This is a genomic window from Blastopirellula sp. J2-11, assembly GCF_024584705.1.
Lineage (GTDB): Bacteria > Planctomycetota > Planctomycetia > Pirellulales > Pirellulaceae > Blastopirellula.
On the sequence record NZ_CP097384.1, the window covers coordinates 1,410,173 to 1,435,981 of the forward strand.

Below are 25,809 nucleotides of genomic sequence, written 5' to 3' on the forward strand. Positions count from 1 at the left end.
GTTATAAAATTTCAGGGGGTTGTGGATCGCCAGGCGCCGCTGCGCCAGCTGTCGAAAGCCGCAACATTGGCGCGCAGGGTCGAGACCCCTTCGGCCAGACTGCAAAGCGGCGGTGATTTTCCTTCCATCGCGTCTAGGAAGGAGTTCGCCTGACGAATGAAGAGTTCGTCACGTTGAAGCGGCTCGTGTTGGATGTCTTTCCAGGGAGCGTCCGGTTCGGTTGCGATGCGCCAGCGATGCAGATGCGTTTCCCATCGCAACACGCCGCGCTGGCAAACGACGGTCAAGGTCATCTCGTTGGCAGCTTGATGTTGATTGAGCGTATAGTTGGCCATGACGCCGTTGGAATGTCGCGCGATTGCGTGCACGGTATCTTCGACGTCAACTCCGTCCAGGACCAGATGTTCGGCGTCAACGACGATTTTTTGCATGTCGCCGATCAGCCACTGGGCGGCGTTAAAGACGTGCGTTAACGCATCTTGAATAGCGCCGCCGCCGCTGGCGTGATCGCGATAGTAGGTATCGCGATAGGCAGGGCGGTAGGTCGGAAAGTTTTGTCCCCCGTAGGCGATCAGTTCAAGCGGCTTGCCATACGCGCCTGAAAGTATCGCATCACGCATCTGGCTGAGCAGCGGGTTGGCTCGATAGACGTAGGCGACGCCGATTGCGAGCGGGGATTGCTCAGCCGCCGTCAGCAGCGACGCGGCGGAAACCAGGTCCAGGCTCAGCGGCTTTTCGATCAAGAGATGCAAGCCGCAATCCAGCAACTGAAGTGCTTGCGGAACATGCATCGGCGCAGGAGTTGCGATGACGGCTCCGTCGAATTTTCCTTGCTCCAAAGCTTCTTCCAGAGACGCATAGCCGCAGGCTGTCGGATATTCGGCAAGGATGCTGTCGCGCACTTCGGCGCGAGGTTCGACAAAGGAGATCGCCGTACGTTCGCTCGCCAGAAAACAGCGAAGATGGCGAAGTCCGATGGAGCCGGCGCCGACGATCAACAAATGGTGCGACGGTTGCGGCATTAGCGCGCCTCTTGGTAGTGTTTGGCCGAGCCGTTATCGGTGGGCGATATCGCCGGTTGGTCAAATGCGACAGCCAGGTCGGCTTTAATTTTGTCGAGCGCTTGTTTAATGAAGACGATGTCACAGCCATGAAATAAGAGTCGAGCGCCCCGATCGGCGAACTCTTTGGCCTGGGCGATCGAACCGCAGGTCGCCGCCCAAGGTTTGCCTGCTTTTCGGCACGCTTGGACGACTTTTTCCTGGGCTTCACGGACGAGCGGGTGGTCAAATTGCCCGGGGATACCAGACATGATAGAAAAATCGCCGGGGCCAAGCATCACCATATCGACGCCGGGAACGGCGGCGATTGCATCAACATGCTCGAGCGCCTCGGGGTCTTCAACTTGCACGATCAGGAACGTTTCTTGATTTGCTTGGACCAGATAGTCGGTTAGCGGCGTTAGCAGATAGGGGACATCGGGGCCGCTGGCGTCGCAACCTCGTTTGCCAAGCGGAGCGAACTTGGCCCACTGAACCAATTCGGCCGCTTCCGCCGCCGAGCAACAGCGCGGATACATGATTCCGTTAGCTCCGGCTTCCAGCATTCGCGCCATTCGCATGAACTCTCCCTTGGCAGGACGAGCGACGACATCGGCGCCTCCGGCTCGGGCCGCGCGAATCAAATTGGCGGCCGATTCCATGCTGGTCGCATGATGTTCCATATCGAACCAGATGGCGTCAAAGCCCATTAGGCCCGCCATCTCGTAAACGTCAGGCGAATTCAAATGCAAAGCGGTTCCAAAGGCCGGAGCGTCGTTTTGGATCTTTGCTAAAACCTTGCTGCGTCGCATAGGGGTGACTTTTCGTGAAGGGAATGGGGTGCGGAGAATTGCCGCATTTTTTCACCAGTAGGCAGGAACCCAGGGAGCGATCACTCGCCATGGGAGATTATGGGTTTTGTTGTACGCCGCTCTTTCGTTGCTCGGCAAGCAGGGCCAGCGCCGCCGCTTGTCGATATGCAAGCGGTGACTGATCGATTGGATTGGACGCGAAATCGAACTCAAACTCGATCCGGCGCCGCGTCAATTCCTGGAGCGCAAGTGCTCGATGAGCGAGATTCTCGGCGGTCGCCAGGCGAACAAGAGTATCTTCGCCGCCGGCAATCGCCAGGTAGGGAAAAACGATGGAATCACGCGGCTCTTTCGCAAAAGTACTTTGCAATTTTGCTTGAATCGGCTGCGGCAGGTCATTCAATTGGCCGAGCACAAACGCCGCGCGCAATCGCCGAACTTGATCGGAGCTTTCTAGCTCACTGAGCAAGGATTGCACAAGTTCCAGCGTCGAATTTTTCTGGAGCAATCGCCAAATTGCGAACGAGCGGCCTGAGTAGTCAGGCGAATCGGCAAACTGCTCGACGATTTGCAGTTCGGCAGCAGATGTGATCGGGGCATTCAGTTTGGCCAGCGATTCCAGCGCATGGAGCCGATCCTCCGCTGCGAGGTCCAGCAGCACGTCGCGGATCCGTTGGACGTATAACTTTTGGGAGTCTGGTGTCTCCTCGGCTTGGGCGAGCACGCGCCAAACGCCGATACGATACTGGGGCGTTTTGCAATCTGCTTGTGGTAGAAAGGCGGACAGAACCGGCGACTTCTCGTCTAAGTGAATCAGGTATTCCGCCGCATGAACGCTGCTCCACTCTCCTTGCGCTGTGAGGGATTCGACAAGAATCGCTTGGCATTGCACCACAGTATTGATTGCCCCATCGACGGGGATTGGTTCCGCGGCGGTAACGCTGTGTTCGAATGATTGGAAGACGAAAAGTAGGAACGCAAGGTGTCGAAGTTGGCGATGCAATGGACTCTACCCGAACTGAATGTCAAACAGGAGACTTACGCCTTGGCCGAAGTCGATGCGAGCGTGCTGCCGTCATTGAAGGAGAGCGGGAGCTGGCGAACTTCGCTGGAATCGATCGGCATTTGCCCGTTTCGCATTTTCGAGAGCAGTTCAATCGCTTGATGGCCCATGCCAATTTCGTCGATCGTTACCGACGACAAATGGTTGGCGAGCCCGCCACCGCGATACGTTCCCCCGAATCCAACGAGCGAAACATCTTGCGGCACGCGGATTCCTCGTTGAACTAGCAACATATAGATCGTTTCTGCAAGCGAATCAAAGCCGCAGAAAATTGCGGTGGGCGTTTCCGCTTTACTGAACATCGCATTAATCGCTTGCGAGCATTCTTTTTCGAGCGCTGCGTAGTTGGTTGGCTGTCCTGAGCCGACGAAAATTTCGACTCGCGCGCCGCCTCCCATTGCTTTGCGGAAACCGCGAACGTACATGTCGCTAGCGATGCTGTGAGCACTGCCGAAGAAAGCGACATGTCGATGGCCCGCTTCGCGAATCTTCTCACCGGCTCGCAAGCCAACATCTTCAAAGGGGATCGCCAGCAGTGGCGTAGGCGATCCATGCACCGGGCGCGAGCAGCAAACGACTGGGATATTGTTTTTTTGAAGTTGACGAACATGAAACGCAGGCGTTACCGGATTGGTTGCGGGGATGATCGCGACGCCGGAGACGCGCAAATCGATCAGTTGCAGGATAGCGCTGGCTTGCTTGTCGATATCGTCATTCGAATTACAAACGACCACCTGATTGTGCAACTCGGCGGCGGCCCGTTCAAAACTACGTTGGAGTGAAGGGTAGAACGCTGTTTCGGTTTCTGGAACGATCAGTGCGAACAGGTCTTGCGACTTGCGCAACCGCTGCTTCGCTTCGTCATGAACGAAGGTTCCTTTCCCGTGAACTCGCAAGACTAGACCGTCTCGCTCCAGTGCAGACAACGCTTGGCGAACCGTGCTGCGCGCGATCTGCAGATTCTCGGCCAGGCGGTTTTCTGATGGCAATGCAGCGCCTGACTTCAGAGCGCCTGATTCGATCTGCGAAACGACGTAATCACGCAGTTGTTCGTACTTGGGCTGGCCTGTCGTTTCCTCTGCGGCGGCCAGGTCGGTCATTTCTTTCAGGTTGAGAACGGTCATTCAGGCACCAGGGTTGCATTGTTGTATGTACAAGATGATACCAGCTGAAGCGAGTGGGTCAATTGGCTTGAGGGGAGAAAAGCTGGGGAGAACATGGGGTTTCCCGGAGATTTTTAGGAGATTTTGGCTTGTTCTGGGTAAGTGGCGAGGTTGTCTAGCGCAGAATGTTGAATGTATTTGCGGGGAATTTTGCGAAAAGTTGTGCGTACATGTTGCAGTCGTGTTCTTGGTGGGTATGATTGGGGCAATGTGGTAGCCCGCGGCGGTGGCTCTCGAAAGTTGCACCCCAGCACTGTTTTGCCGTCAGGAATTCAAGCAGGCGCAGGCGGTAGGGGTGATGGCTTTTTTAATCACAGGCGGCAGCTTACATATGCGCACTCCTTTCGTTCTCATCCTTTGCTAACTTCCTATTGCGTCTTAGGCCACTTTTCAGAAGGTTGCTTCCTATGATGAAGACCGGCACCTCGGTAGCAATTGCCGCCGCTCTCGCCACGCTGCTTTTAGGCTGCAGTTCCTCCCGAGATGATTTGCAGCTTATGCCTGTGACGGGGGTGGTGACATATCAAGGCGAGCCGATTCGTGATGGAGTGATTCGACTGATACCTGCAGAAGGGACCGAGGCTCCCGTGCGTGTCCGAAAGATCAAAGAAGGCGCCTACCAGTTTACTGGGCGATCGGCTGTAGCTGCAGGCATCTATCGCGTAGAAATCAGCGCCTATCGACCTGTTGATGACGCAGCGCCGAGCGAGGAGGGGCTAGGTGTCGATCTTCCGCGAGTTCAGTATCTTCCTAAGCAGTTCAATACCGATTCTCAAATTGAGCTTTTGGAAGTTTCCAATACTGACAGCGAAGTCGCCAAAGATTTCGTCCTTTAATACAAGTTGTTTTTTCGATACGTCTTATTCTTTGTGATGCAATTATCTCTTGTTATTCAAAAGGAAGCATTTCCATGAAACGACATGCTTTTACGCTTGTAGAGTTATTGGTTGTGATTGCGATTATCGGTGTGCTTATCGCTTTGCTTCTGCCTGCTGTTCAACAGGCCCGTGAGGCGGCCAGGCGAATCTCGTGCGCGAATCATATGCGGCAAGTTGGGATTGCTCTGCACAACTACCACGACACCCATCTGAAATTTCCATTTGGCCGGATTGGAGATACTACAGTTGAGCAGCAGTGTGCTCTTACAATGCTCTTGCCGTTTGTTGAGCAAGGTTCGCTCTACAACCAATTTGACTTTAGTCTCCCCCTGATGACCAAGTCGGGATCAAGCATCACGCCTAATGTGAATACGCCCCTGATAACGACGCGACTCGAGGGTTTTCTTTGTCCAAGCAATCCTCAAGATGAAGGTAGGTATGTCACCTCGCAATTACCAGGAAGAGACCATGCTTGGGGAACGCACTATGTTCCGGTTGCTCATAGCGGCAAAGATGGCGCCTCTGCGAGAACGGCTCCCCTTGGTATTGTCGGTTCTGATCGAGACGGATTGTTTTACTATGCGTCCAAAACGCGGTTTCGAGACATTACCGATGGAACTAGCAACACTTTGGCGTTTACCGAGATTGTTGGTGATGCGCCTGGATCCAATGATCTATTCGCGTGGGCGATGTTTTCCGGCGGAGCGGGAGTGAAGGGAGGAGTAAACTCCAATTTTCCTGACCTGGACGGCTTCTATACGGCAAGTGATGACTTCACGGGGCCATCGAGTTACCACCCGGGAGGTTGTTACGTTTCTCTTGCGGATGCTTCTGTCCGCTTTATCTCAGAAAATATGAGGCTCAGTACGCTTCAGAATCTCGCCGCACGAGCTGATGGCGAAGTGCTCGAATCCTACTAGAGCTTTCACCTAACTTGGGCGCTCAGAAGCGATTGGCGCGAGCGCTCTCAATCTCTCGAATACCAAGGACCGTGCGGCTATGTACAGACGCCATGTTTTGCTTCCGATGTTGCTCGCTCTCGTTTTCTCGGCAGCGCGCGTTTCGATTGCCTATTCCGAAATCATCGACATTGGGAGCCGGCTGGAATTGTTTGTAGATGACGCTTTGATCGCGCAGACGAAAGGCGATATTTCGCATCAGGTTCAGCAGCCTGAACCACGAGAAGTTGTCAAAGTGCACGATGAATCTTGGGGAGGAAATACGTGCGCCTACTATACAGTAATGCAAGATGGCGATACTTATCGCATGTTCTGCCGTTCGATGCAATACACGAAGAAGTCGGAACCGCATTGGTCGTTCCCGGTCTATTCCGAAAGCAAGGATGGCGTTCACTGGACGAATCCCAATATCGGAATGGTGAATTGGAAAGGCTCGACGGAGAACAACATTCTGAAACTTGCCAATGGCCAGAACGTAGGGCACAATTTTATCGTATTCAGGGATGATAATCCGGCGACCCCGGACTCCGCACGTTATAAAGGCTGGGGAGGTTTGGGGCACGGGCTTGATGGCTATCAGTCCGCCGATTGTATTCACTGGGTAAAAATCCAGGACGAGAAGATTATCACGAATGGTAAGTTCGACTCGCAAAATATTGCCTTCTGGGATGCGCATCGCAAGGAATATCGCGCTTACTGGCGTATCTATCCAGAGCGCAAGCGTCGCGCTATCCGCACCGCCACCTCAAAAGACTTTATCAACTGGGAAAATGAAGCTGATCTGACCTATACCGAAGGATCCCCCCCCGAGGATCTCTATACAAATGCAATTCAGCCCTATTTTCGGGCGCCTCACTTGTTCCTTGGTTTCCCCACGCGATTTTACGAAGAGACCGAGCAGGTCGAGCCAATTTTCATGTCAAGTCGCGACGGGGTAAAGTTTCATCCCTATCCTGACGCCGTGATTCCTCGCGACGCACCAGAAGACCGAAATCTGAATCGAAGTAACTACATGGTCTGGGGGATGGTCCAATTGCCAGGTAAGCCGAACGAGATATCTGTCTACGGCACCGAAAATTACTTTCAAGCGACGCCGAGTCGCGTTCGACGGTTTTCTTATCGATTGGACGGATTTGTTGCATTGCATGCCGGCCAAGACGGAGGCCAAGTCACTACAAAGCCGCTCCAGTATGCCGGCGAAAAATTGCTGCTTAACTACGTCGTCCCCAATGAGGGCGAGTTGGAGATTGATGTATTGGATCAGACCGGAACCGTTATCGGCGTATCCCAGCCTATCGCAGGAGATGCGATTGATGCCGAAGTAAATTGGCGGCTTGATCCGAATCTGAGTGGCGGCGTTATTCAGCTTCGCTTTCGGATGAAGAATGCGGATATGTTTTCATTTCGTTTCAACTGAGCGAAGCCTGGAAGCATCGATCGTCGAGTAGATGCCGCGTCCGACGTTAATTGGTTGGTATCGCTCAGCTCCCCCCCCCCTGTTTTCCCACCTTCGTCGTAGTGAGACTCCGATGCTGCGAACAAGTTACTTTGGTCTGGCCATCGGCTTGGCCTTGATCATGTTGACGACTATGGTTGAGGCCGAATCGCCGGGTGAGCCGGCCAAGATCCTCAGCGTCAAAAAAATCTGGGATCAGGCGCCCTACAATGCGTTCACTGACTTGGTGCGGTTCAAGGAGCAATGGTTCTGCGTCTTCCGCGAAGGGGCAGAACACGTTTCCAAAGTGGGATCGTTGCGCGTCTTGAAATCGATCGACGGAGAAAACTGGGAATCGGCCGCGCTGATTACTTCCGAGACGGCCGATCTGCGGGATGCGAAAATATCGGTGACGCCTGACGGCAAACTTTGCCTAGCAGCCGCTGGCGCGATGCATCAGCCGGCTGCAGCCAAGCATCAATCGTATGTCTGGTATTCGAAAGATGGCAGCAAGTGGAGCGATGCGATTGAAGTCGGCGATCCCAACTTTTGGCTGTGGCGCGTAACGTGGCATAATGGAGTCGCCTATGGAGTCGGCTATAGCACGATGCTTCCCAGAGCGGCACGATTTTACAAAAGCGAAGATGGCAAGACCTTTAAACAGGTGGGAGAAGATTTCGCCATTGAAGGCTACATGAATGAGACGGGACTGGTATTTCAGGAAGATGGAACGGCGCTTTGCTTGATTCGCCGTGACGGCGATCCAAGTGACGCACTCTTGGGAACGTCGAAGGCGCCCTACACCGATTGGACATGGAAAAGCGTCGGCGAGTATGTCGGCGGTCCGCAAATGATTCAGTTGGAAGATGGCCGATTTATCGTCGGGGGCCGCAAGAAAATCGGCGGATCCAAGACGCAACTTTGGCGACTCGATCCGACAACGGCCAAACTGACTAAATTAGCGACACTTCCTTCTGGCGGCGATAATAGCTATCCAGGTTTAGTTTTTCAGGATGGAAAATTGTGGGTCAGTTACTTTTCGTCGCATGAGGGAAAAACGAGCATCTACTTGGCCCAAGTCGAACTGCCGGCGACCTAGTCGCTGCGCGATAATCGCCGCCTGCGTTTAGAAGCCATTCGCCGACCGAAGGAATGGCTTTTATTTTTTTCCATGCCAAACAAGGGAAACAGCAATAGATGAGTCAGCGAGAAGCACGTTTGTTAGAGTTGGGATATGCGATCGAGAAAACAACCCCTGAAGGTTCGCTGGTCGACGCCGTATCAACGGTCGGTAACATCCTTTACGCATCGGGTCAGGTCCCTTTTGATGGCGACCAGTTGAAGTATGTTGGCAAAGTTCCGGCCGAGGTTGCGTTGGAAGACGCGACTCAAGCGGCGGCTTTGTGCGCGGCCAATGTCTTACGCGCCGTGCGAAAAGAGGTGGGTTCGTTGGAGGCGATTGAGCGCGTCGTGCGCATCACCGGCTATGTGAACTGCGCAGCCGATTTTACGCAGCAGCATTTGGTCATCAACGGCGCTTCGCAGTTGGTGCGCGACGTCTTTGGCGAAGCAGGGCGACATGCGCGAACGGCGTTGGGGATGCAGCAACTTCCGCTGGGCGCCAGCGTCGAAGTCGAAATGATCTTGCTGCGGAAAGAGTAGCCGCCGAACAAAGAGTCAGCGTCAACGCTCGGTTTTCCCTTCGCGCTGACGCTGGTCCTTGAAAATCGTCGTTCAGAAATTGCGGCAGTTGTTTCGCCGCGCGACTTGGACCGCGCTCACTTTGTCTTCAACTGCTTGTCAAAGAACTCCAAAGTGCGACTCCAGGCCAACTTGGCCGCCGCATCGTCGTAGCGGGGCGTCGTGTCGTTGTGAAAGCCGTGATTGACTTCGGGGTAAACGAAGGCTTCGAACGTTTTGTTGTTCTCGGTCAAAGCTTTCTCAAAGGGGGCTGCGCCGTCGAGAATCCGTTTGTCGAGGCCTGCATTTTGGATCAGCAGCGGCGCTTTGATCTTGGGGACGTCGGCGAGATCGGGCTGCGATCCATAAAAAGGGACGCCGGCGTCAACGACATCCGGAATGCGGATCGCCAGTTGATAGACCATGCCGCCGCCAAAGCAAAAACCGACCACGCCCAGCTTGCCGGTTGACGCTGGATTCGCGTCCAGCCATTGGGCGGCGGCGACAAAATCGCTGGTCATTTCCTCGCGATCCCGTTTGGCCTGCATCGTGCGGCCGTCGTCGTCATTGCCGGGGTAGCCGCCGAGCGGCGTTAATGCGTCTGGCGCAAACGCCAGGAAACCGGCGACCGCCAAGCGGCGGGCCACATCTTCGATGTAGGGATTCAAGCCGCGGTTTTCGTGGATCACCAAAACGGCCGGAAATTTGTCTCCCTTGCTCGGTCGCGCGAGCAAGCCTTTGATGTTGCCGCCCCCCTCTTTCGACTCATAGGTGACCATCTCCGTCTTGATGCGCGGATCGTCCGGCTTGACTTCTTCCGCCCAAGCGTAGTTTGGCGCAAGGCTCGACATGAGCGATTCGACAGTAAGTCCGCCGATTGCGAAGGCGCCAAGTTTTTTTACGTACTCACGGCGATTGAGTCTTCCGTGTGCGTAGTCGTCGTACAAGTCGAGAACTTCTTGGCGGAACTGTGAGGCTTCTTTGCGTGGCATGACTTTTCCTTCCCAGCGCGGGGCGTGTTGCGATGACGCAATGCGTGCGTGACGTCCATTCATTCTTTCAGCTGAAGCTATCCCTTTCCAGTCCGCACCCCTGTGCCGTCGGCAATGCGGCGTCGGAAAATGGTGGGGGCAGAGATTCTGAAATGGAGACCAATTCTGGGCGAAATAACGACTCGCAGAAAGTTTTGGTCCCGGTTCGAGAGGGAATTTTCGTTACCCAGGTGAACAAGCGTTGTAGGGGGAAACCCCAACCATTCTCACGAAATCGACGGAAGTCGATTTGGCGCTAACACGGCCGAGGTCGAAACCTCGAAACGGCACGAAAAGATGAAGATTGCGTTAGGGTTTTCGACGGCGGAGATAATTTGACGAATCTCGTCAGATTTCATGTAAGAGGGAGAGGGCAAGCGTTGGATACGGGTGGAAGCAAGGACGCTTCTGGTCGAACATGTTGTTTCACTCGCAATCCAGTCACGATTTTTTTTGCGTATCTGTTCCATTCGGCGGGACCATGACTCCAAATACTTCGACTGCTGTTTTGGCTGTTCAGTGGGTTCGTGCGCAGCCGGCAGTTGCAGCGTTTATTACGTCGATGGTTCCCGACTTCCATGATGCCGAAGAGATCCTTCAGCAGACGGCGGTAGCCGTTACCGAGAAGTTTGCCGAATACGATCCAGAACGCCCCTTTATTGCGTGGGCGATTGGTTTAGCGCGCATTGAAGCGTTTCGTTTTCGCCAGTCTCGGGGACGTGATCGGCACGTGTTTGATAGTGAAATGCTCGATCAAATGGCCGAAGCGGTCGAGCAAGAACACAAGCAGGCAGTCGAAGTACGTACGGCGCTGAAAACCTGCCTGCAGAAGACGAGCGGGCGCGTTCGTCAGGTGCACGAACTGCATTACGGAAAAGGGATGACGCCAAGGGCGATCGCTCAGCAGCTAGCGACCACAGAAAACTCCATCTTTGTCGCACTGCATCGCGCACGAAATGTATTAAGACAGTGTATCGGTAGGCAACTGAGTAGGAATGAAGCGTAATGGAAAACAGGGATGAGCTGATCTCCAAATATCTCTTTGGACTTGCAACGGAAGAAGACTTTCAGCAATTGAAGACCTGGCTCGAGCAATCTTCCGGTAATGTTCAATCATTCGCGCAGGCAATTTACTTGCATCGCACGATGCGCGACCAATTTCTCGGCGAAGAATACCTGCGATCCGCAGCGATCAAAGCCAATCCGCCTACTCCAGAGATTCTCGTCGCCCAGCCGGGCCCCAGTGTTGATATTCCTAGCCCGCTTCGTTCCCACTGGAGCGCGGCATGGCTGTCGCTAGCCTTGGCTTTGATGGTGGGTATGGGAAGTGCGGCCTGGATGCTGGGGATCATGTCGGATCATGAAGTGGTGGGGGTCGCTCGGGTGCTTGAGCAGCATGACGCGACTTTTGATTCGACTTCGCTGACTCCGCAGCATTCCGATACGCTAGTTGCCGGAACCTATTCGCTTACGCAGGGCGAAATGCTTGTTCGATTTGACCAGGGCGCCGTCGCCGTCATGCGCGGTCCGACCAAGTTTCAGTTAAAATCGCCATCCGCGATGAAACTACTGCAGGGAGAGGTCGTCGTCACCTGTCCTACTCGCCAAAGCCGTGGTTTTCGCGTGTCGATACCAAACGGGGACGTGGTTGATTTGGGGACAGAGTTCGGCGTTGCGGTAAACCAGGCAGGGGAGGCCGATGTCTACGTTTTTCAGGGTGAAGTCACCGCAGAGTCTTCCGGTAAATCGATCTCATTGTTCGCCGGAAAATCGGCCCGCGTTTCTCAGAGCCGAGGCGCGTATCTCGCTAGGGTCGAGCCTGGCCGATTCTATCGACAGCGCGACTGGGAGATGCAATCGTTGTTGGGGAGAAGCCAAAGAGATCCTGGCATGGTGAAAGATGCCGACCTGCTGGTTTGGCTTCCGATGGATCGCCTGCACGGCCAGACGACGCCTGTAAATTTGGCTCCCTATCATCGGCCTCCGGTCGTTGTACGTGCGGCCGAGATCGAGGATGTCAGTGATTCTGGCGCGCGGGAATTAACGGTCGCCAAATCGACCGATTCACTGTCCATGTCGATACCGGGGGCTTTTCGACAATTAACGCTTGCGGCTTGGGTTCGCTTAGGCAAAGAACAAGGTCCGGATCGCGAACACCGTGGAATGGTCATGTCCGATTCGTTCCAGAAGCGAGGCGCAATTCATTGGCAACGCAAAGGGAACGATTTTCGTCTGACGATCGCTATGGGTAAGAACGACAACCACGAAATCTTTCGTGCGCCAACCGGAAGACTCGATGTTGACCGCTGGCATCACCTGGCGAGTGTCGTTGATCTGGACGCGAAGCGGGTTACGCATTACTTGAATGGCGCGGAGGTCGCCTCTCAGCCGATCACAACAGCGTTAAAGTCGGTTCTACTGGGCGATTGCACGCTAGGCGCCTGGGCGAGAGGCTCGGAACCGGAATCGGACAACCGTTCCCTGAATGGGGATCTCGATGATGTCTGCATCTGGAAGCGGGCCCTGGATGGCGATCAAATTCATTCGCTAGCAGCTCGCCGCTCCGACTAGCCTCCGGTTCGCTGCACTACAGAGGGGAACATGCAACCCCGTACTTGAGTCGCCAAGTATGGGGTTTTTCCTGCGCGTAGATGAACAAGAAATTGGCGCTATTGGACGACCATCGCCAAAACTCAGGAAAAACAAAAGCCCAGGATTTATACAACCTTAATGAAAGGATTCGCTTCTCGAAGTGGATACATGTGAGACTAAAGTTATCCTGACTTTCGAGGAGATCCAATGCGAGCGTTTGTTCTACTGCTGTTTGCTCTGACGCCTATTTGGGGCTGTGGAGAGGTTTCACACTTGCTTGCTGAAACAGAGGCAAAACGTCCGGAAAGCTCAGTGCGTGCGATTAACGCCGTCACCACCGATCTTTCTCCCATTGCGATAGATTCTCGTGCGGCGCGATTGCTTGCGGAACTAAGAGATGCGTCGATCAATAAGGTGTTCGTCGTCGCACATCGTGGCGACTGGCAAGCGGCTCCCGAGAATTCGCTGGCCGCAATTCAAAGCTCTATCGATCTTGGCGTTGATATGGTGGAGATCGACGTCCGGCTCACGTTGGATGGCCACTATGTGCTGCTGCATGACAAAACGTTGGAGCGTTCGACCAACGGCGCCGGCAAGATCAGTCATCTTACGCTGGAGCAAATTCAAAAGTTGCGATTTAAAGATGCGAATGGCGAGTTGACCGATCACAAGATCGCCACGTTAGAAGAAGGCCTGCAGTTGGCTCGCGGCAAAATTCTGCTGTACCTGGACAAGTCCGAATACGATATCCCCGCCGTCTATGCGATCGTCAAAGCATATGGCATGGAAGACTATGTGTTTTTCTATGGCGGTCGCACCGTTGCTGAGCTGAAGTCGCACTGCGGAGATGACTTTGAGGAGATCCAGTATCTTCCCAAGCTCGATGGCTCGACTCCCCGGGCAAGAGAATACGTTGAATCCTTTTCGGTACGGAAAAAGCCGCTGGCGTTCGTGACAAGTTTTGACCGTGAAGATTCGCCGGTTCTTTCCCAGTTCGATTCAATCCGCGCAAGGGGCGTTCGTATTTGGGCCAGCCCTTTGTGGGACGAACTATGTGCGGGGCACACCGACAAGCGAGCCTTGCAAGATCCAGACGGAAATTGGGGCTGGTTGCTCGATCACGGCGCCACTCTACTTTGCACCGATCAGCCAGCAAAACTCTTGAACTACCTGCGGTCGAAGAAGCGGCACGAATAATTCAACGACCGGATCGTTCCTAGCCTCACCACCAATTCATCGAAAAGAAATAAATCATGTCGATTCCACGTTCCAAAACATCCGGGTTCACCCTGGTCGAACTCCTGGTTGTCATCGCAATTATTGGGATCTTGATTGGTCTGCTGTTGCCGGCCGTTCAACAGGCCCGCGAGGCCGCTCGGCGGATGCAATGTATGAACAATTTAAAGCAGATGGGTCTTGGGCTGCACAACTATCACGATACTTTTGGCAGTCTTCCCTTGGGCACGTTCACCAATCCCGATCCCTACGCCGCCGATGCGAACGACGGCTGGAGTTGGTCGGTCGCTCTGCTGCCGTTCATGGAGCAGTCGGCGCTTTATGACCTCCTGGATCCCCAGGGACAGTTCGGAATTGTCACGGATACCTATGACGCGACCACTGCTCCGATTGATGGCGCCGAAACGGTATTGACCACCTTTCGTTGTCCTTCCTCGGTTCTTCCCAACCATGTGCCGAGCAGCATCAGCGTCGATGGAGCTTCAGTGACGGTTGATGCTCAAATCGTGGGATACGCGGTCTCTGACTACAAGGGTTCGTCCGGCTACTATCTCGATGGCCTCTTTATGCGTCACGGCGATGCGATCGTTTGGGGCAACGGCGGCGGCGGCTCGGCGCCGAACGTTCGCTTTCGAGACATCACAGACGGCAGTAGCAATACCCTGGCGATAGGCGAGTCGTCTTATCCAGGCCGCAACGGAAAGAGCGACTGGCCCGTTTGGGCGGCGTCGGGTCGTTCGGACGAGCAGGTCATCATGAAGACCACTGATCCAATCAATGGAGGAGTGACCTCCACCAGTCGATTCTGGGAAGCGATCGACGACGACTGCGCGATGAGCTTTCATACCGGTGGCGCTCAGTTTGTTTTCGCAGATGGCTCTGTGCACTTCCTCAGCGAAAACATGGAATACGACACCTACACCAATCTCGGAAATCGCAATGACGGACAGGTCTTGGGCGCTTATTAAATCAACGACTGTCCCCCATCCATCCAATCCAAGGAATAGAACTGTGAAAATTTGGTGCGCAGCTTTGTTGCCGCTGGCCTTATTGGCAGCGGGATGTAGCAAAAGCGAATTCGAGGTGACCGGCGTGGAGGGCGTTTGCGTTTGTAACGGAACGCCGATCCAAGCCGGCTGGATTCAATTTTCACCGATTGCCGTAGACGCGAAAAAGATGCCAGGCAAATCGGCCATCGGCGAAATTCAGGAAGATGGAACGTTCCGGCTTTCGACCTACGCAAAGGGGGACGGAGCGGTTGTCGGCAAGCATCGCATTCGTATTTCGGAACCCTCGATGCCCGAACCAGGCGAGATCGCCCAAGGGGCTGTGGTTCCCCAGAAGCATCACTGCAAACTTCCGAAAGAACTCATTCTGGAGGTCAAGCTGGGCGATGCGAACCACTTTGTGATTGAGCTCGTTCCGAAGTCGAAAGACATGGCTAGTCGTCGCCGAGCGTACGACGGTTGATGTAAATCAGAGATCAATCGCAGTCGCCGAGCCGGCGAAGCTTTATTGCGGCTAGGCGACTGCTTGCTTGTTGCAACTTGAAGCGGATCGAACCACGTCAGACAATTCTCGAAAGTACCTCGCGTGTCGGAATTCTCCAAACGACTATTTCAGAACGTCGATGGGGCTTCGTTGGCGGTCGTTCGTATCTTGTTCGGCGTCGTGATGTTCGCCTGGTGCATTTCTTACTTGGTCTTGGACAAGGTTCATGCGTACTACGTTGAACCTGCTTTTCATTTCAAATACGAAGGTTTTGGTTGGGTCGCCGGCGCTCCTGCCTGGTGCATGACCGCGATCTTTTTGCTAATGAGCGGACTGGCGATCTTGATCACGATCGGCTGGTTCTATCGCGTCTCGGCCATCGGCTTCGCTCTCCTTTTTATCTACGTGTTCCTGATCGATAAAACGACTTATCAAAACCACTACTATTTTGTCTGCTTGATGAGCGTGTTGTTGGCGCTGACGCCTGCCAACAGCACGTATAGTGTTGACGCTTTTTTGCGATGGACGGCCCTGCGCGATCGGACGCCGCAGTGGTCGATCTGGCTCCTCCGATTTCAGGTTGGCGTGGTCTATTTTTTTGGAGGCGTTGCGAAGATCAGCCCCGATTGGGTTCGCGGTTTTCCGATGAGAGAAATGCTGGCCCAACATGAATTTGATTTTTTACTGGGGCACTTCGCACAGCAGGAATGGGCGGTGCAGTTGATCGTTTGGGGCGGCCTATTTTTTGATTTGCTGATTGTTCCCTGCTTGCTTTGGAAACGAACGCGGATATTCGCGTTTTGCCTGGTGGTCATTTTTCATGGGACGAATTCGATCTTGTTTCCGATTGGGATCTTTCCCTGGATCATGATCGGTTTGACGACGATTTTTCTCGCACCCAATTGGCCTCGACAATTTTGCTTGGAGAAGGGGATCAACGAACCGGCGGACATCTCCGATGTTAGCGTTTCGCCATGGCTGCGAACGGCTCTATTGACCTTCCTGGCGATTTGGTGCGTTGTTCAAGTGACGTTGCCGCTGCGGCACTGGCTCTATTCAGGCGATGTGAATTGGACCGAACGCGGCCATTATTTCGCCTGGCACATGATGCTGCGCGGCAAGACTTCCGCTGTCCGTTTTCACATCTACGATGCGGTCACCGGCCGTCACGGCGTCTTCCCTTTGCAGGACGAACTCAAGTCGCATCAATTGGCCAGAATGTCGCGCGATCCACAACTCATTCGGACGTTCTCCAAGCAGATCGAATGGAAGTGTCGAGCCCATGGCTTTGCGGATGTCGAAGTACGCGCTTTTGTTCTCTGCTCGCTCAATGGTCGCAAGCCTCAGCTTTTGATTTCGCCAGAAGTTGATTTAACCGCCGCCGATCTCGATCATCGAATCGATTGGATCCTGCCGCTTGCCGAGCCTTTGCCTAGCAAATCATGGAACCAACCAATCGCAACATGGGAGCAACTCGTAATGGCGGATCCATTGAACGAACAGACGAGCTCGCAAAGTAAGTAAATAGATCGTCCTAGAAAATCACGCGTCTCCCGCTTTGGTCGAGCCCGCACCACGTTTGTGCTGTGACCATTCCAAGTGGCGGCGCACGATTCCGAGCCCCATTTGGCCTTACGGGAATCTGATGTCATGCAGTGCGATTTTCTAGGCCATTGATCAGCCGAGATAGCATCTTGGCGATTTCCTCCAGCTTGGCCTTCAATTCGTACGGAGAAAACCCGGCATCCAATTCGCGAAATTTTGAGATCACTGAAATGGTTGTAGGCCGAAGTAAAGTTCAAGCACAAGCATGGCCACGTAGACCCGTGGCCATGGCGCTGGCGCCAGCTTGGGGACGCCTGTGCTGATTGAAATTTACTTAGATTTCAGATCAAAATCGACGACATTATCACCATTGGTGATTTTGGCGACAAGTTCCGATTTTTTGTGATATTTCGCAGGCAATAATTCCGGCGAGGCAGGTCTGTCAGCGTCGGATGGATTATCAAATTCCTGATAGGTGGTGATTATTACCGAATGGTCGCCAAGTTTGGCTCCTGTGAGATTCAAGTTGTATCTCAGTTTGTATTGACCATCTTTATTGGTGAGTCCGCTGGATGGTCTGCCAACCGCTGGTTGAAAAGTCAGGGTGGCGTTATTCAGCGGCTTGCCGTCTAGCGTCACCGTACCGGAAACAGGGGCTACCTCTGGGAGGTCCGTTGGTCCAATCGAGCATCCGACCAAGACCAAACCGCATAGCGTAAGATTCACAATTTTGCACTTTAGAAGCACGTCCACATTGTTATTCCTAGTAGAAAGCCAGATTTTTCAAGTCAACGGACCGAGTGAGGCTCTTCTTCAAGTGGTTAAAACTCGCCGATAACTTCCCCGCCTCGGATCGATTGAAGCGCGTTGATGACGCCGATTTGATCGGCGTTCTCACTCATAAATCGAACAGAACAGTCGGCCAGGAGGAAATGAACTCCACCCGGATGCAGACTGCCGACTCCATTTCTACCCACGCCTGGATTGGGCGTATCGTCAACAATTTGATTGATCCCCTTCTTCAATTCGAGCCAGTAAATATAGGTGTAGGTATTCCAGTAGGGCCCCGTCCATTTCTCCGCTGATTTCTTTTGAAAAGGAGCTTCCGTCAGAGCGACTGTATTGCTTGTCCCATCGGTAATATCGCGAAAACTTGCAGCTCCATTGGGGCCCCACATTCCCTTGTCCAAAGCCGTGTTTTTGGCCCAGGTGGTGCTCCAAGCTCCATCACCCTGGTGTGACACCAGTCCGTAACTGGTTCGATAGGCGCCATTGGCGACAGAGAAAGCATGGTTGGCGTCACCGCGCTCAGGCCCTGGATCGCTGGGGCATGCGAAAATCGGCAATTGACTGGTCACCAGTGAGAACTGATCTGTTGTCGGAGTAGTTGCTGTGCAATTGCTATTGTTGTTGTAGAGAGATTTTCCCGAGGGTAAAGAAAAGTTCATTTGGTTGTGGAGAGCCGATTGTTCCACATACGGCAGAATCATTTGGAATGCCGTGTGGTTTAAGATCTTCTGATCCGGAGCCACAATGTCGCAGTTTGTTCCTGGGTTGAGCGCTCCCGGGGGAAACGTGTTATGCACATCGTGATAGTTGTGCAAGGCCAAGCCAATCTGCTTGAGATTGCTTTTGCACTGGAGTCTTCGGGCGGCTTCGCGAGCCTGCTGGACTGCAGGCAGCAACAATGCGATTAGAACGCCGATGATTGCAATGACGACTAACAGCTCGACTAGCGTAAATCCAGTACGAGAGCGGCCAGGACAGGGGCAGGCAGATGGACTTTGATTCACGTCGATTTTTTCCTATGAACGGAGAAAATGGATAGGCATTGATAAATAATTGGTCGCCTCTGGACATAGAAGTGCCCAACAAACGACGTTTGGACACTTTTCCGCGATATTTTTAAAAATAATGCCAAGTAACGATGCCCTTTGGGTGTCCGAAATAGCTTCTTAGAGCACTAATTACCTATGACAGGTGGTGAACAACGACGTCCATCGAGTGGCGATCCTGTAACGGATAATGCCGGCATTGAGCAGTTCATTCAATTATTGGCCGAGAATGAACGTCTGCTGGCGGTATTTGTGATGACGATGGTGCCCCATTCACCCGATGCGGACGACATCCTCCAAGATACGAAGATCGCGCTTTGGCGCAGCTTCGACCAATTTGAATTGGGAACCGATTTCGGTGCTTGGGCACGACGCACGGCGTTTCATCGAATTCTCGCATTTCGCAAACGGAAGGGGCGAGACAAGTTGTGTTGTGGCTTGTCACAAGACTGCTATGCGATGCTTGCGAAGGATTACGAAGCGGACGTAAGCGGGCGAGTGGACTGGGTTCGACATTTGAAGCGTTGCCTATTGCTGTTACCTGAACAACACCAGCAGATCATCCAGATGCGATACGAACAGCAGCTTTCGATCGATCGGATTGCAGTCGCCGTCAATCGCACTCCGGCAGCGACATACCGCGTACTCAGCCGCATTCGACTTGCCCTGCGAGACTGCATTCGTAGTAGTGATCCGTCGTCATCGCCGGTTTCCGAAACCTACAGAAGTGATAGGCTGCCTGATGAAGGAAAATGAAACACGACGATTTGCCGTAGCGATCGAGCACTTGATCGAAGGAACTTTGCCCGCCGATCAGTTGGACTTTCTCGAGCAAATGCTGGTGGAAGACTCCGAAGCGAGAGCGTTGTTTCTCGATCTGACGCAAACGCACGCCCATTTGCGTCGGGAGTTTCCCCGTCTACAGGTAGGCGAATACGAGTGGCCGACGACTGTTTCTCGGAAAGAGAAGCGATCTTCGACTTGGTATTCCGCAATTGTCGCGGCTTGTGTTGTCGTTGCTGCGATGTTTTTCTGGCTTGCTCAAGAACCGCAGGCCGCCGGCCAGCAAGCTATCGCTGAATTGGTGCGATGCGACGATGCGAAATGGGGAGCAAGCACGTTGGCGACCGAAATTGGTTTACCCCTGGGACCTGGCCGGATGCGTCTGGAGCAAGGACGGGCGATCCTGCGATTTAAGTCTGGAGCGAAGGTCTTTCTGGGTGGGCAAACGGATCTTGAACTGCGAGACGAATTGACTGCGGTTTTGCATTCAGGAACGGTTATCGTAGAAGCCCCTGAGTCGGCGCATGGATTTACCGTCCACACCCCGAGCGCTATTGCGATCGACCACGGCACCAAGTTCGCCGTCTCGGTCGATCGCGCGCGCGACATCGCCCACCTTCAAGTGCTCGACGGAGAAGTTGAATTAAGGCATCCAAGTTCCGGCAAAGCGACTTGGTTGATCAAGGGGGAAGCGGTGACTGCGACGCGACTCTCGGTAAGCGAGAAGACCGCGGTTGATATGAGTGAGTTTTATGTTGCTCGACCCGAAGATAATAATGTGCCGCTCAATTCGATCCGGACCACAACTGCGATGGGCCGTGATGCTACGATCGTCAAGAATAACGCCCCGCAGCTAACCGATCCGGCCTTGATTTTGGTGAAAAACTGTCCCAACGACTACCGCCGCAAAGGCTATCTGGCATTCGATCTCAGCTTAGTAAAAGGGCTCAATTTTAATCACGCAAAGTTGATACTGACGCTCCAATCCAGTAAGTTTTCTCACCCAACCGAAGAGCCTGACGCTCTGTTTACGGTTTACGGAATCACCGATGAATCCCTGGATGACTGGAGCCAAGATGATCTTCTTTGGGATAACGCGCCTGCCAATCTCGATGGAGCTGATGAGGTCGATGTAACAGTGACGCAGAAACTAGGCGAGTTCGAAATCCCCGATGGTCGCGACTCAGGGCAAGTCGTTATGGAAAGTGATGGTTTGACGGACTTCCTGAAATCCGACACAAACGGCATCGTCACTTTGATCATCGTACGGAATAACCCTCAGGTCTCCCTGTTTTCTTCGCCAACCACTTTTGCAAGTCGTCGTCATCCTACGCAACTGCCGCCCACCCTAGAGTTTGAATTGGGACCATAGTCTTCTGCAGCAGTGGTTGTTTGCGTGCTTCCCAAGCCCTGGTCCCTGTGCAAGGAGAGTCTAGAGGTCAATTTTGGCCGAGGAGACTCTGGTGACGAAAAAGCGTAAACGACGTAGTCCAGGCTCAGCAGAAACAATCCATCAACGCCGTTCACGAGGACGCGCTCAGAAAAGCGTCATGCCGCGGATCGCGACGTATCTGGGGCGTTCGGATCAGGACTTGCCAGTCGCGCTGGCGCTTGCCAGAAATAGCCAAAAGAAAAGTCTCACAAGTCATTGGACTGCAAGGCTTTAAAAAGTCGGGGCGACACGATTTGAACGTGCGACCTCTGCGTCCCGAACGAGCTCCGTTGCCGTAAGTCATTATGCTCCAATAGGTTTGGCAAGCGCGTCTGACCAAATTTCGGACCTGCGCTTGCCAAAAGCGCTTGCCAATTAGAGTACGTTACGTTAGTACCTTGCCAATGGCAGCGCTGAGGCGCGCCAAGCCTCGCGGAGAAAACAAGATGGCTCACAATGACCCAATGACCTGGCGTGCGAAGGAACGACGCTGGACGAAGTGGTACCAGGGAAAAACCTACAACGTTTCGCCCGGCAAGCTCATCAAAGAAGGTTTGCTCGCCGACGGGACCCCGCCCACGAAAGATGCGACTCGCACCGCGATGCGACGATGGTGGGAGCAGACCCAGGCCGCCATCGACGCTAAGCCGGAGGGCGCGGAACCGCTGCCTCCGGAGAGAGTGCTCCTCTCGGGCGTCGGAATGAATATCGAATATGGCGAGGATGGCACGGTGATCAAGAAGCGTCAAATAAGTCTTCGCGTCAAACGCCAAGTCACTAGGCCCGGCGACACGGTGCCCGAACCTAATGGAGACATTAGAGAGCACATCGCGAAACTTGTCGCAGATGGAAGTCGGCGACTCGAAAACATGCATGTTGAGGCCCCCGTTGAACAAACAGTCGGCCCGAACGTGGAGAACTTCATCGCCTTTAAACGCTCACAGGCCGAGGCCGGAGAGCGAACGGTGGATCGCGTCGATAGTTTGCGGGTCCACCTCGATCGCTTCCAGGAGTGGATAGGAACTGACCAACCCGTTGCCAACATTGGTGAGCAAACGGTCGATGCCTATTATCAGCACGTCCTCAAGCGGTGCCAAAAGGGGGAAGTAAGCCGCTATTATGCCCGGGACCTGTTCGCTTCATTTCGGCAGTTTGCGCGGTGGTTGGCGAGCCGTCGACGGATTGCGATGCCTTATAACCTCAGCAGCCGCGACTATGGATTCAAGTTGCGAGGCAAAATCAAGACATTTACCGATGATGAGGTAAAGCTCCTGCTCGGTGCTGCAAACGATAGAACGAAGCTTTATTTGCTATTGATGCTAAACACGGGCGGAACGCAAATTGACATTGCCGAGTTACCTAAAACTGCCGTCGATCTTCGACTGGGACTGCTCACCAGGAAGCGATTCAAGACGGAAGATCACGAAAACGTGCCAACAGTGACTTACCCTCTGTGGCCGGAGACGTTACGGCTTCTGAAAATCCATTTACATAAGGATGATTCCGTTCTCAATCGACACGGTGACCCACTGGCGCTGGTATCGACCGATCGAAAGCCACTCCTGACGAAGCGTCACAACGCGGAGGGGAAGCTAATTAAGACCGATGCGATCCGTAGCGCGTTCAACCGCGTTATTCGGAAGTTGAAAGAAGATGAAGTCGTTATCGATGGGAGCCTTAAGCTCTTCCGCAAGACCGCATCCTCGAAACTTGAAACGCACCCCACCTACGGCAGGTACGTCGTCCACTTCCTGGGACAGTCACCGGATACGATAGCCGGCCGGCACTATGTGACGCCGAGCCAGGAGCAGTTTTCCGAGGCTGTGAAATGGCTTGAGTGGCATTGGCGATAAGTCCCAAGCTGGGCTTCAAAGAATGCCTGCTCCGAGATCGGCTTGGTGCAGGCTGATTACCTGCACGTTAAGTATCGGCCGATTATTGGTAGTGGAGTGTAGGCGGCGGGAATTATGGAATTCCACCGCACATGGACGCCACATTTCATGACTACAAAGCAACTTACGACGATTCCAGCTTCCCAGGATTTTCTCCTATCAGACACTTTATCGGGTCCATCGGAAGCCTCGAACAACTTGCAAAATACGAAACTCAGAGCAAGTCATTGCTGGGAATCAAAGCTCCACTCCGATATCTACTGAAGACCCTTCGCATGACCGACGTGGGCCGGCAATCAGCTGAGCCAACGGGTGTGAGGCAGTCCGGTACGCCATCATTTTCCCGATGGATGGATTGCTGGAACTTCCCGGACATCCATCGCCGTTGGCCTACTACATAGCCGGCAGCCTACATCGATGAGGCACCGCACAACCGTGGCCGACACACGCGCGAATCATTCTGAGGTGGTGACTTATGGTGTGATCGCCGTGCTCTTTGCTCTCACTGCAATCTGACACCACAACTCAGCAATTACATTTTCCCCTGTCGGCTTCGTGAGCGTCGCGAGTTTTGCTCAGGACCACGCTAATCGGCTTCTATATCCGTATCGTACAGACTCGTCTTTAGGAGATAGTCCGTGTGAGAAATAGGATTTTCGTTGAACGACCGGTCTACAAAATTTTCGTTTCTTAGCAACCTCAGACGAGACCGCCTTTCACCCTCGATTCCCCACACTCCCTTCTCACCGTGTATGGCTACGCCTATGACGCTTGCGTTAATGTTCTCTTGGCCAATGATTCTCTTGAAATCGTCTAGTCGTCCCGACTTAACCGAAGCGATAATCTGCCAGTCACCCCAAAATAGATAGAGGTTCTTGGGATCCAATCCGTGCTGCAACGCTTCCTGATGAACATAGTTTGGTATCTTCTGATCATCCAGCCACAATTCAATCCCAACATTTGAACGCTCAATGATATTCCACAGGGAACCCATAACACCATCTGAGTTGTCCGTCGCGGAACTTAACACCTTAGCTTTCCGCAATATCTGCATTTCGCGGATTTGTGGTACGGGCCTTAAAACGGCATCACGTTCGGAGGCGCTCAATTGACCTAGATCACCTAGTCTGGATGCTTTTAGATAGCTCGATATGAAATAACCGTTGCGTCCAATCGAAACAATGCTGTCACCGGGTTGACACGTGCTCCTACCAACCTGTTCAGAATTCGGGATCGTGCCAAAAGCTGTCCCATGACAAGCAAAACGTGGAGCTACTCGAATGTTCCCTCCAGCGTTCTTCAGCGAAAATGCAGTGCATGCAGCATCCAATCCCTCAAAATACTCTCTGAAATTGCTCACCAGCATTTCCGCAGGGGCTTCAACCGATGTAGTAAATGCCAGAGGATTGGCCCCAGCAGCAGCGAGGTCACTTGCATTCGCAAGAACCGTGTACCAGCCCCACGTTCGATATGACTCATGACCAATCGCCCACACGAGCGGTTTTGGCCCCACATCTGTGGTAACAACAAGCTGCTGCTCTGCCGTATTGAGGCTCAAGAATGCACAATCGTCGCCCAACTCCTCGCCTGCGGAACCTCGACGCAAAATTGGCAGGATAAGTTCATTCAAGAGCCTAAATTCACCCCAATCTTTCAGGGTGTCATCGGAGCGTTCTCGTTTACTCATTCTTGGTGAGAACCTTATCTGAAATGTATTTTGCCATCTGCAGGACATGCAATTGAGTTGAAACCTGCGAGAAAAAATCATCGCTGTGTTTTAGCAGCCCCATTGCCACAATAAACATTGGGACAATGTACTCCTCGTCCCACTCCGTCTCTTCAGGAAATGCCTTCCTTGCACGGTCCCGCACTTTTGCAATTAGTTGAATACAGCGTTGCATTCCTTCGGTCTCGAGTTGCGGCACTTGGTCACCGAACCCCAACCATTCAGACAATTTCTGGATCTCTTGATAGGGCATTGCCGCCGGCAAAGTGACGAACCTCAAGTTGCACTCCATAAGTACGAAATCTTTTGCGATGTGTGCATCTCGATCGGCCCATCCGAAGTCAATAATTCGTGGTTCGTTTTGTGCAAATACGATGTTTTTGGGATGAAGGTCGCCATGCACACCTCCGCAATACATGCTTATCTTTCGGCCAGATAAGCGATTGAGGACATGGAAAGGATTTGGCCATACAGCTCCGAATACCTGCGTAGTGCTCACCGTCTCGTCGCCCCAGCTGTTCCTCCAGTGAGTCGACCAGTCTGCCGTGTCGATTTTCCGCAGATACTTCTTGTACTCGTCGAAAACACGCTTCGAGGATGACACTGCAGTACCACCTCGACGATGAAGTGGCCATAGATAGTCAAACGCCTTGTCAAGCGCATTGGATAATTCATCGACTGTCTTCGAGTCGTTCCTCAAACCCTTCCAGACATCGTCAATTCGAAGGTTCAACTTTTGCTGATAGGCTTCGGCTCCCCAAATGCCACCTGCGGACGCAAATGGAGACCAAAGCACAGTGAACGGCTGGGCATCCCCTGCTGAAACGTGGCAAACAAGAGGCGTCGCGAATCCGCATGGGGATAAAGCAATGAAGTTGGAGACGCCTTGATAGTCGTCATACTCTTTACGACACGAATCGCGATTAAGCGTCGGCTCGGCAAACTTCACGATCAACGGATGAGATGGCCATTTTTCGCCACTCGGACGAAAGTAGGCAACAAATACAGTTGCTTTGCTCTTCCCCTCATCACCGCCCAAACGGTTCAATGGGACCAATCGCAAGACGATATCATTTTTGTCGACTTCTTTAATGGTTGGCCAAATCTGTCTACGGAGAATTTCTTGTTCAGTCAATTCACTCAGGAGTTTCAATGCCGACGTACGCACGCTCCGTTCTGCGTCTGGACTAAGTACGTCGAACTCAATATCTTTCAT

24 protein-coding genes are annotated in these 25,809 nt (G+C 53.3%); 14 read left to right on the forward strand and 10 right to left on the reverse strand.

Features of this window, described 5'->3' with window-relative positions; genetic code table 11:
- Positions 1-11 precede the first annotated feature (11 nt).
- The 4 genes from M4951_RS05840 to M4951_RS05855 all read right to left on the reverse strand — a co-directional run bounded on the left by M4951_RS05840 (position 12) and on the right by M4951_RS05855 (position 4,039).
- On the reverse strand, positions 12-1,022 hold the full coding sequence (locus tag M4951_RS05840) for a Gfo/Idh/MocA family protein (RefSeq protein WP_262025544.1): 1,011 nt from the start codon (positions 1,020-1,022) through the stop codon (positions 12-14).
- Positions 1,022-1,852 carry an HpcH/HpaI aldolase family protein gene (locus tag M4951_RS05845; protein WP_262025545.1) on the reverse strand — a complete coding sequence of 277 codons (831 nt, stop codon included), beginning with the start codon at positions 1,850-1,852 and terminating at the stop codon, positions 1,022-1,024. Before M4951_RS05845 ends, M4951_RS05840 begins: the two co-directional genes overlap by 1 nt.
- 97 nt (positions 1,853-1,949) lie before the next feature.
- Complete coding sequence (locus M4951_RS05850; protein WP_262025546.1) at positions 1,950-2,747, reverse strand: hypothetical protein; 798 nt, start codon at positions 2,745-2,747, stop codon at positions 1,950-1,952.
- 143 nt (positions 2,748-2,890) lie between these two features.
- A complete protein-coding gene (locus tag M4951_RS05855; protein WP_262025547.1) occupies positions 2,891-4,039 on the reverse strand; it encodes a GntR family transcriptional regulator in 1,149 nt (382 codons plus the stop codon).
- Between the two features lie 446 nt (positions 4,040-4,485).
- Here M4951_RS05855 and M4951_RS05860 point away from each other — a divergent pair, with 446 nt between their 5' ends.
- Both M4951_RS05860 and M4951_RS05865 read left to right on the forward strand, forming a co-directional pair.
- Positions 4,486-4,914 (forward strand): hypothetical protein, encoded by a 429-nt coding sequence (locus M4951_RS05860; RefSeq protein ID WP_262025548.1) that lies wholly within the window; start codon positions 4,486-4,488, stop codon positions 4,912-4,914.
- Between the two features lie 74 nt (positions 4,915-4,988).
- Complete coding sequence (locus M4951_RS05865; RefSeq protein ID WP_262025549.1) at positions 4,989-5,876, forward strand: DUF1559 domain-containing protein; 888 nt, start codon at positions 4,989-4,991, stop codon at positions 5,874-5,876.
- 22 nt (positions 5,877-5,898) lie between these two features.
- Here the strand turns inward: M4951_RS05865 and M4951_RS05870 are convergent, their stop codons facing one another.
- The gene (locus M4951_RS05870; protein WP_262025550.1) at positions 5,899-6,309 is read right to left on the reverse strand and encodes a hypothetical protein; all 411 of its coding nucleotides are present in this window, start codon (positions 6,307-6,309) and stop codon (positions 5,899-5,901) included.
- A 21-nt stretch (positions 6,310-6,330) separates the two neighbouring features.
- On the opposite strand from M4951_RS05870, the gene M4951_RS05875 reads away from it, so the two are divergent.
- The 3 genes from M4951_RS05875 (at position 6,331) to M4951_RS05885 (ending at position 9,012) form a co-directional block, all read left to right on the forward strand.
- Entirely contained in the window at positions 6,331-7,332 is a 1,002-nt protein-coding gene (locus M4951_RS05875) for a hypothetical protein (RefSeq protein WP_262025551.1), read from the forward strand.
- 112 nt (positions 7,333-7,444) lie between these two features.
- Positions 7,445-8,449, forward strand: a complete 1,005-nt coding sequence (locus tag M4951_RS05880) for an exo-alpha-sialidase (RefSeq protein ID WP_262025552.1) — start codon at positions 7,445-7,447, stop codon at positions 8,447-8,449.
- 98 nt (positions 8,450-8,547) lie between these two features.
- Positions 8,548-9,012 (forward strand): RidA family protein, encoded by a 465-nt coding sequence (locus tag M4951_RS05885; protein WP_262025553.1) that lies wholly within the window; start codon positions 8,548-8,550, stop codon positions 9,010-9,012.
- Positions 9,013-9,128: 116 nt separating this feature from the next.
- Here the strand turns inward: M4951_RS05885 and M4951_RS05890 are convergent, their stop codons facing one another.
- Positions 9,129-10,022, reverse strand: a complete 894-nt coding sequence (locus tag M4951_RS05890) for a dienelactone hydrolase family protein (RefSeq protein ID WP_262025554.1) — start codon at positions 10,020-10,022, stop codon at positions 9,129-9,131.
- 457 nt (positions 10,023-10,479) lie between these two features.
- On the opposite strand from M4951_RS05890, the gene M4951_RS05895 reads away from it, so the two are divergent.
- From M4951_RS05895 to M4951_RS05920, 6 genes are all read left to right on the forward strand, one after another.
- Entirely contained in the window at positions 10,480-11,067 is a 588-nt protein-coding gene (locus M4951_RS05895; RefSeq protein WP_262025555.1) for a sigma-70 family RNA polymerase sigma factor, read from the forward strand.
- Positions 11,067-12,632, forward strand: coding sequence for a LamG-like jellyroll fold domain-containing protein (locus M4951_RS05900; RefSeq protein ID WP_262025556.1), 1,566 nt, complete (start codon positions 11,067-11,069; stop codon positions 12,630-12,632). The genes M4951_RS05895 and M4951_RS05900 overlap by 1 nt, the downstream gene beginning before the upstream one ends.
- Before the next feature lie 333 nt (positions 12,633-12,965).
- Complete coding sequence (locus M4951_RS05905) at positions 12,966-13,850, forward strand: glycerophosphodiester phosphodiesterase family protein (protein WP_262025557.1); 885 nt, start codon at positions 12,966-12,968, stop codon at positions 13,848-13,850.
- A gap of 56 nt (positions 13,851-13,906) precedes the next feature.
- A complete protein-coding gene (locus M4951_RS05910) occupies positions 13,907-14,857 on the forward strand; it encodes a DUF1559 domain-containing protein (RefSeq protein WP_262025558.1) in 951 nt (316 codons plus the stop codon).
- A 43-nt stretch (positions 14,858-14,900) separates the two neighbouring features.
- Complete coding sequence (locus M4951_RS05915; RefSeq protein ID WP_262025559.1) at positions 14,901-15,359, forward strand: hypothetical protein; 459 nt, start codon at positions 14,901-14,903, stop codon at positions 15,357-15,359.
- Positions 15,360-15,482: 123 nt separating this feature from the next.
- Entirely contained in the window at positions 15,483-16,904 is a 1,422-nt protein-coding gene (locus M4951_RS05920) for an HTTM domain-containing protein (protein ID WP_262025560.1), read from the forward strand.
- 351 nt (positions 16,905-17,255) lie between these two features.
- On the opposite strand, the gene M4951_RS05925 is transcribed toward M4951_RS05920, so the two are convergent.
- Both M4951_RS05925 and M4951_RS05930 read right to left on the reverse strand, forming a co-directional pair.
- Positions 17,256-17,651, reverse strand: coding sequence for a carboxypeptidase regulatory-like domain-containing protein (locus M4951_RS05925; protein ID WP_262025561.1), 396 nt, complete (start codon positions 17,649-17,651; stop codon positions 17,256-17,258).
- Positions 17,652-17,746: 95 nt separating this feature from the next.
- Positions 17,747-18,718 carry a DUF1559 domain-containing protein gene (locus M4951_RS05930; protein WP_262025562.1) on the reverse strand — a complete coding sequence of 324 codons (972 nt, stop codon included), beginning with the start codon at positions 18,716-18,718 and terminating at the stop codon, positions 17,747-17,749.
- Positions 18,719-18,898: 180 nt separating this feature from the next.
- Here M4951_RS05930 and M4951_RS05935 point away from each other — a divergent pair, with 180 nt between their 5' ends.
- From M4951_RS05935 to M4951_RS05945, 3 genes are all read left to right on the forward strand, one after another.
- On the forward strand, positions 18,899-19,516 hold the full coding sequence (locus tag M4951_RS05935) for a sigma-70 family RNA polymerase sigma factor (protein WP_262025563.1): 618 nt from the start codon (positions 18,899-18,901) through the stop codon (positions 19,514-19,516).
- Positions 19,517-19,919: 403 nt separating this feature from the next.
- Positions 19,920-20,915: a DNRLRE domain-containing protein gene (locus M4951_RS05940; RefSeq protein ID WP_262025564.1), complete on the forward strand. Its 996-nt coding sequence runs from the start codon at positions 19,920-19,922 to the stop codon at positions 20,913-20,915.
- Positions 20,916-21,421: 506 nt separating this feature from the next.
- Complete coding sequence (locus tag M4951_RS05945) at positions 21,422-22,828, forward strand: hypothetical protein (protein WP_262025565.1); 1,407 nt, start codon at positions 21,422-21,424, stop codon at positions 22,826-22,828.
- A gap of 625 nt (positions 22,829-23,453) precedes the next feature.
- On the opposite strand, the gene M4951_RS05950 is transcribed toward M4951_RS05945, so the two are convergent.
- Together M4951_RS05950 and M4951_RS05955 are read right to left on the reverse strand one after the other, a co-directional pair.
- Positions 23,454-24,554 carry a thiamine-phosphate kinase gene (locus M4951_RS05950; RefSeq protein WP_262025566.1) on the reverse strand — a complete coding sequence of 367 codons (1,101 nt, stop codon included), beginning with the start codon at positions 24,552-24,554 and terminating at the stop codon, positions 23,454-23,456.
- On the reverse strand, positions 24,547-25,809 hold the full coding sequence (locus M4951_RS05955) for a hypothetical protein (protein WP_262025567.1): 1,263 nt from the start codon (positions 25,807-25,809) through the stop codon (positions 24,547-24,549). The genes M4951_RS05950 and M4951_RS05955 overlap by 8 nt, the downstream gene beginning before the upstream one ends.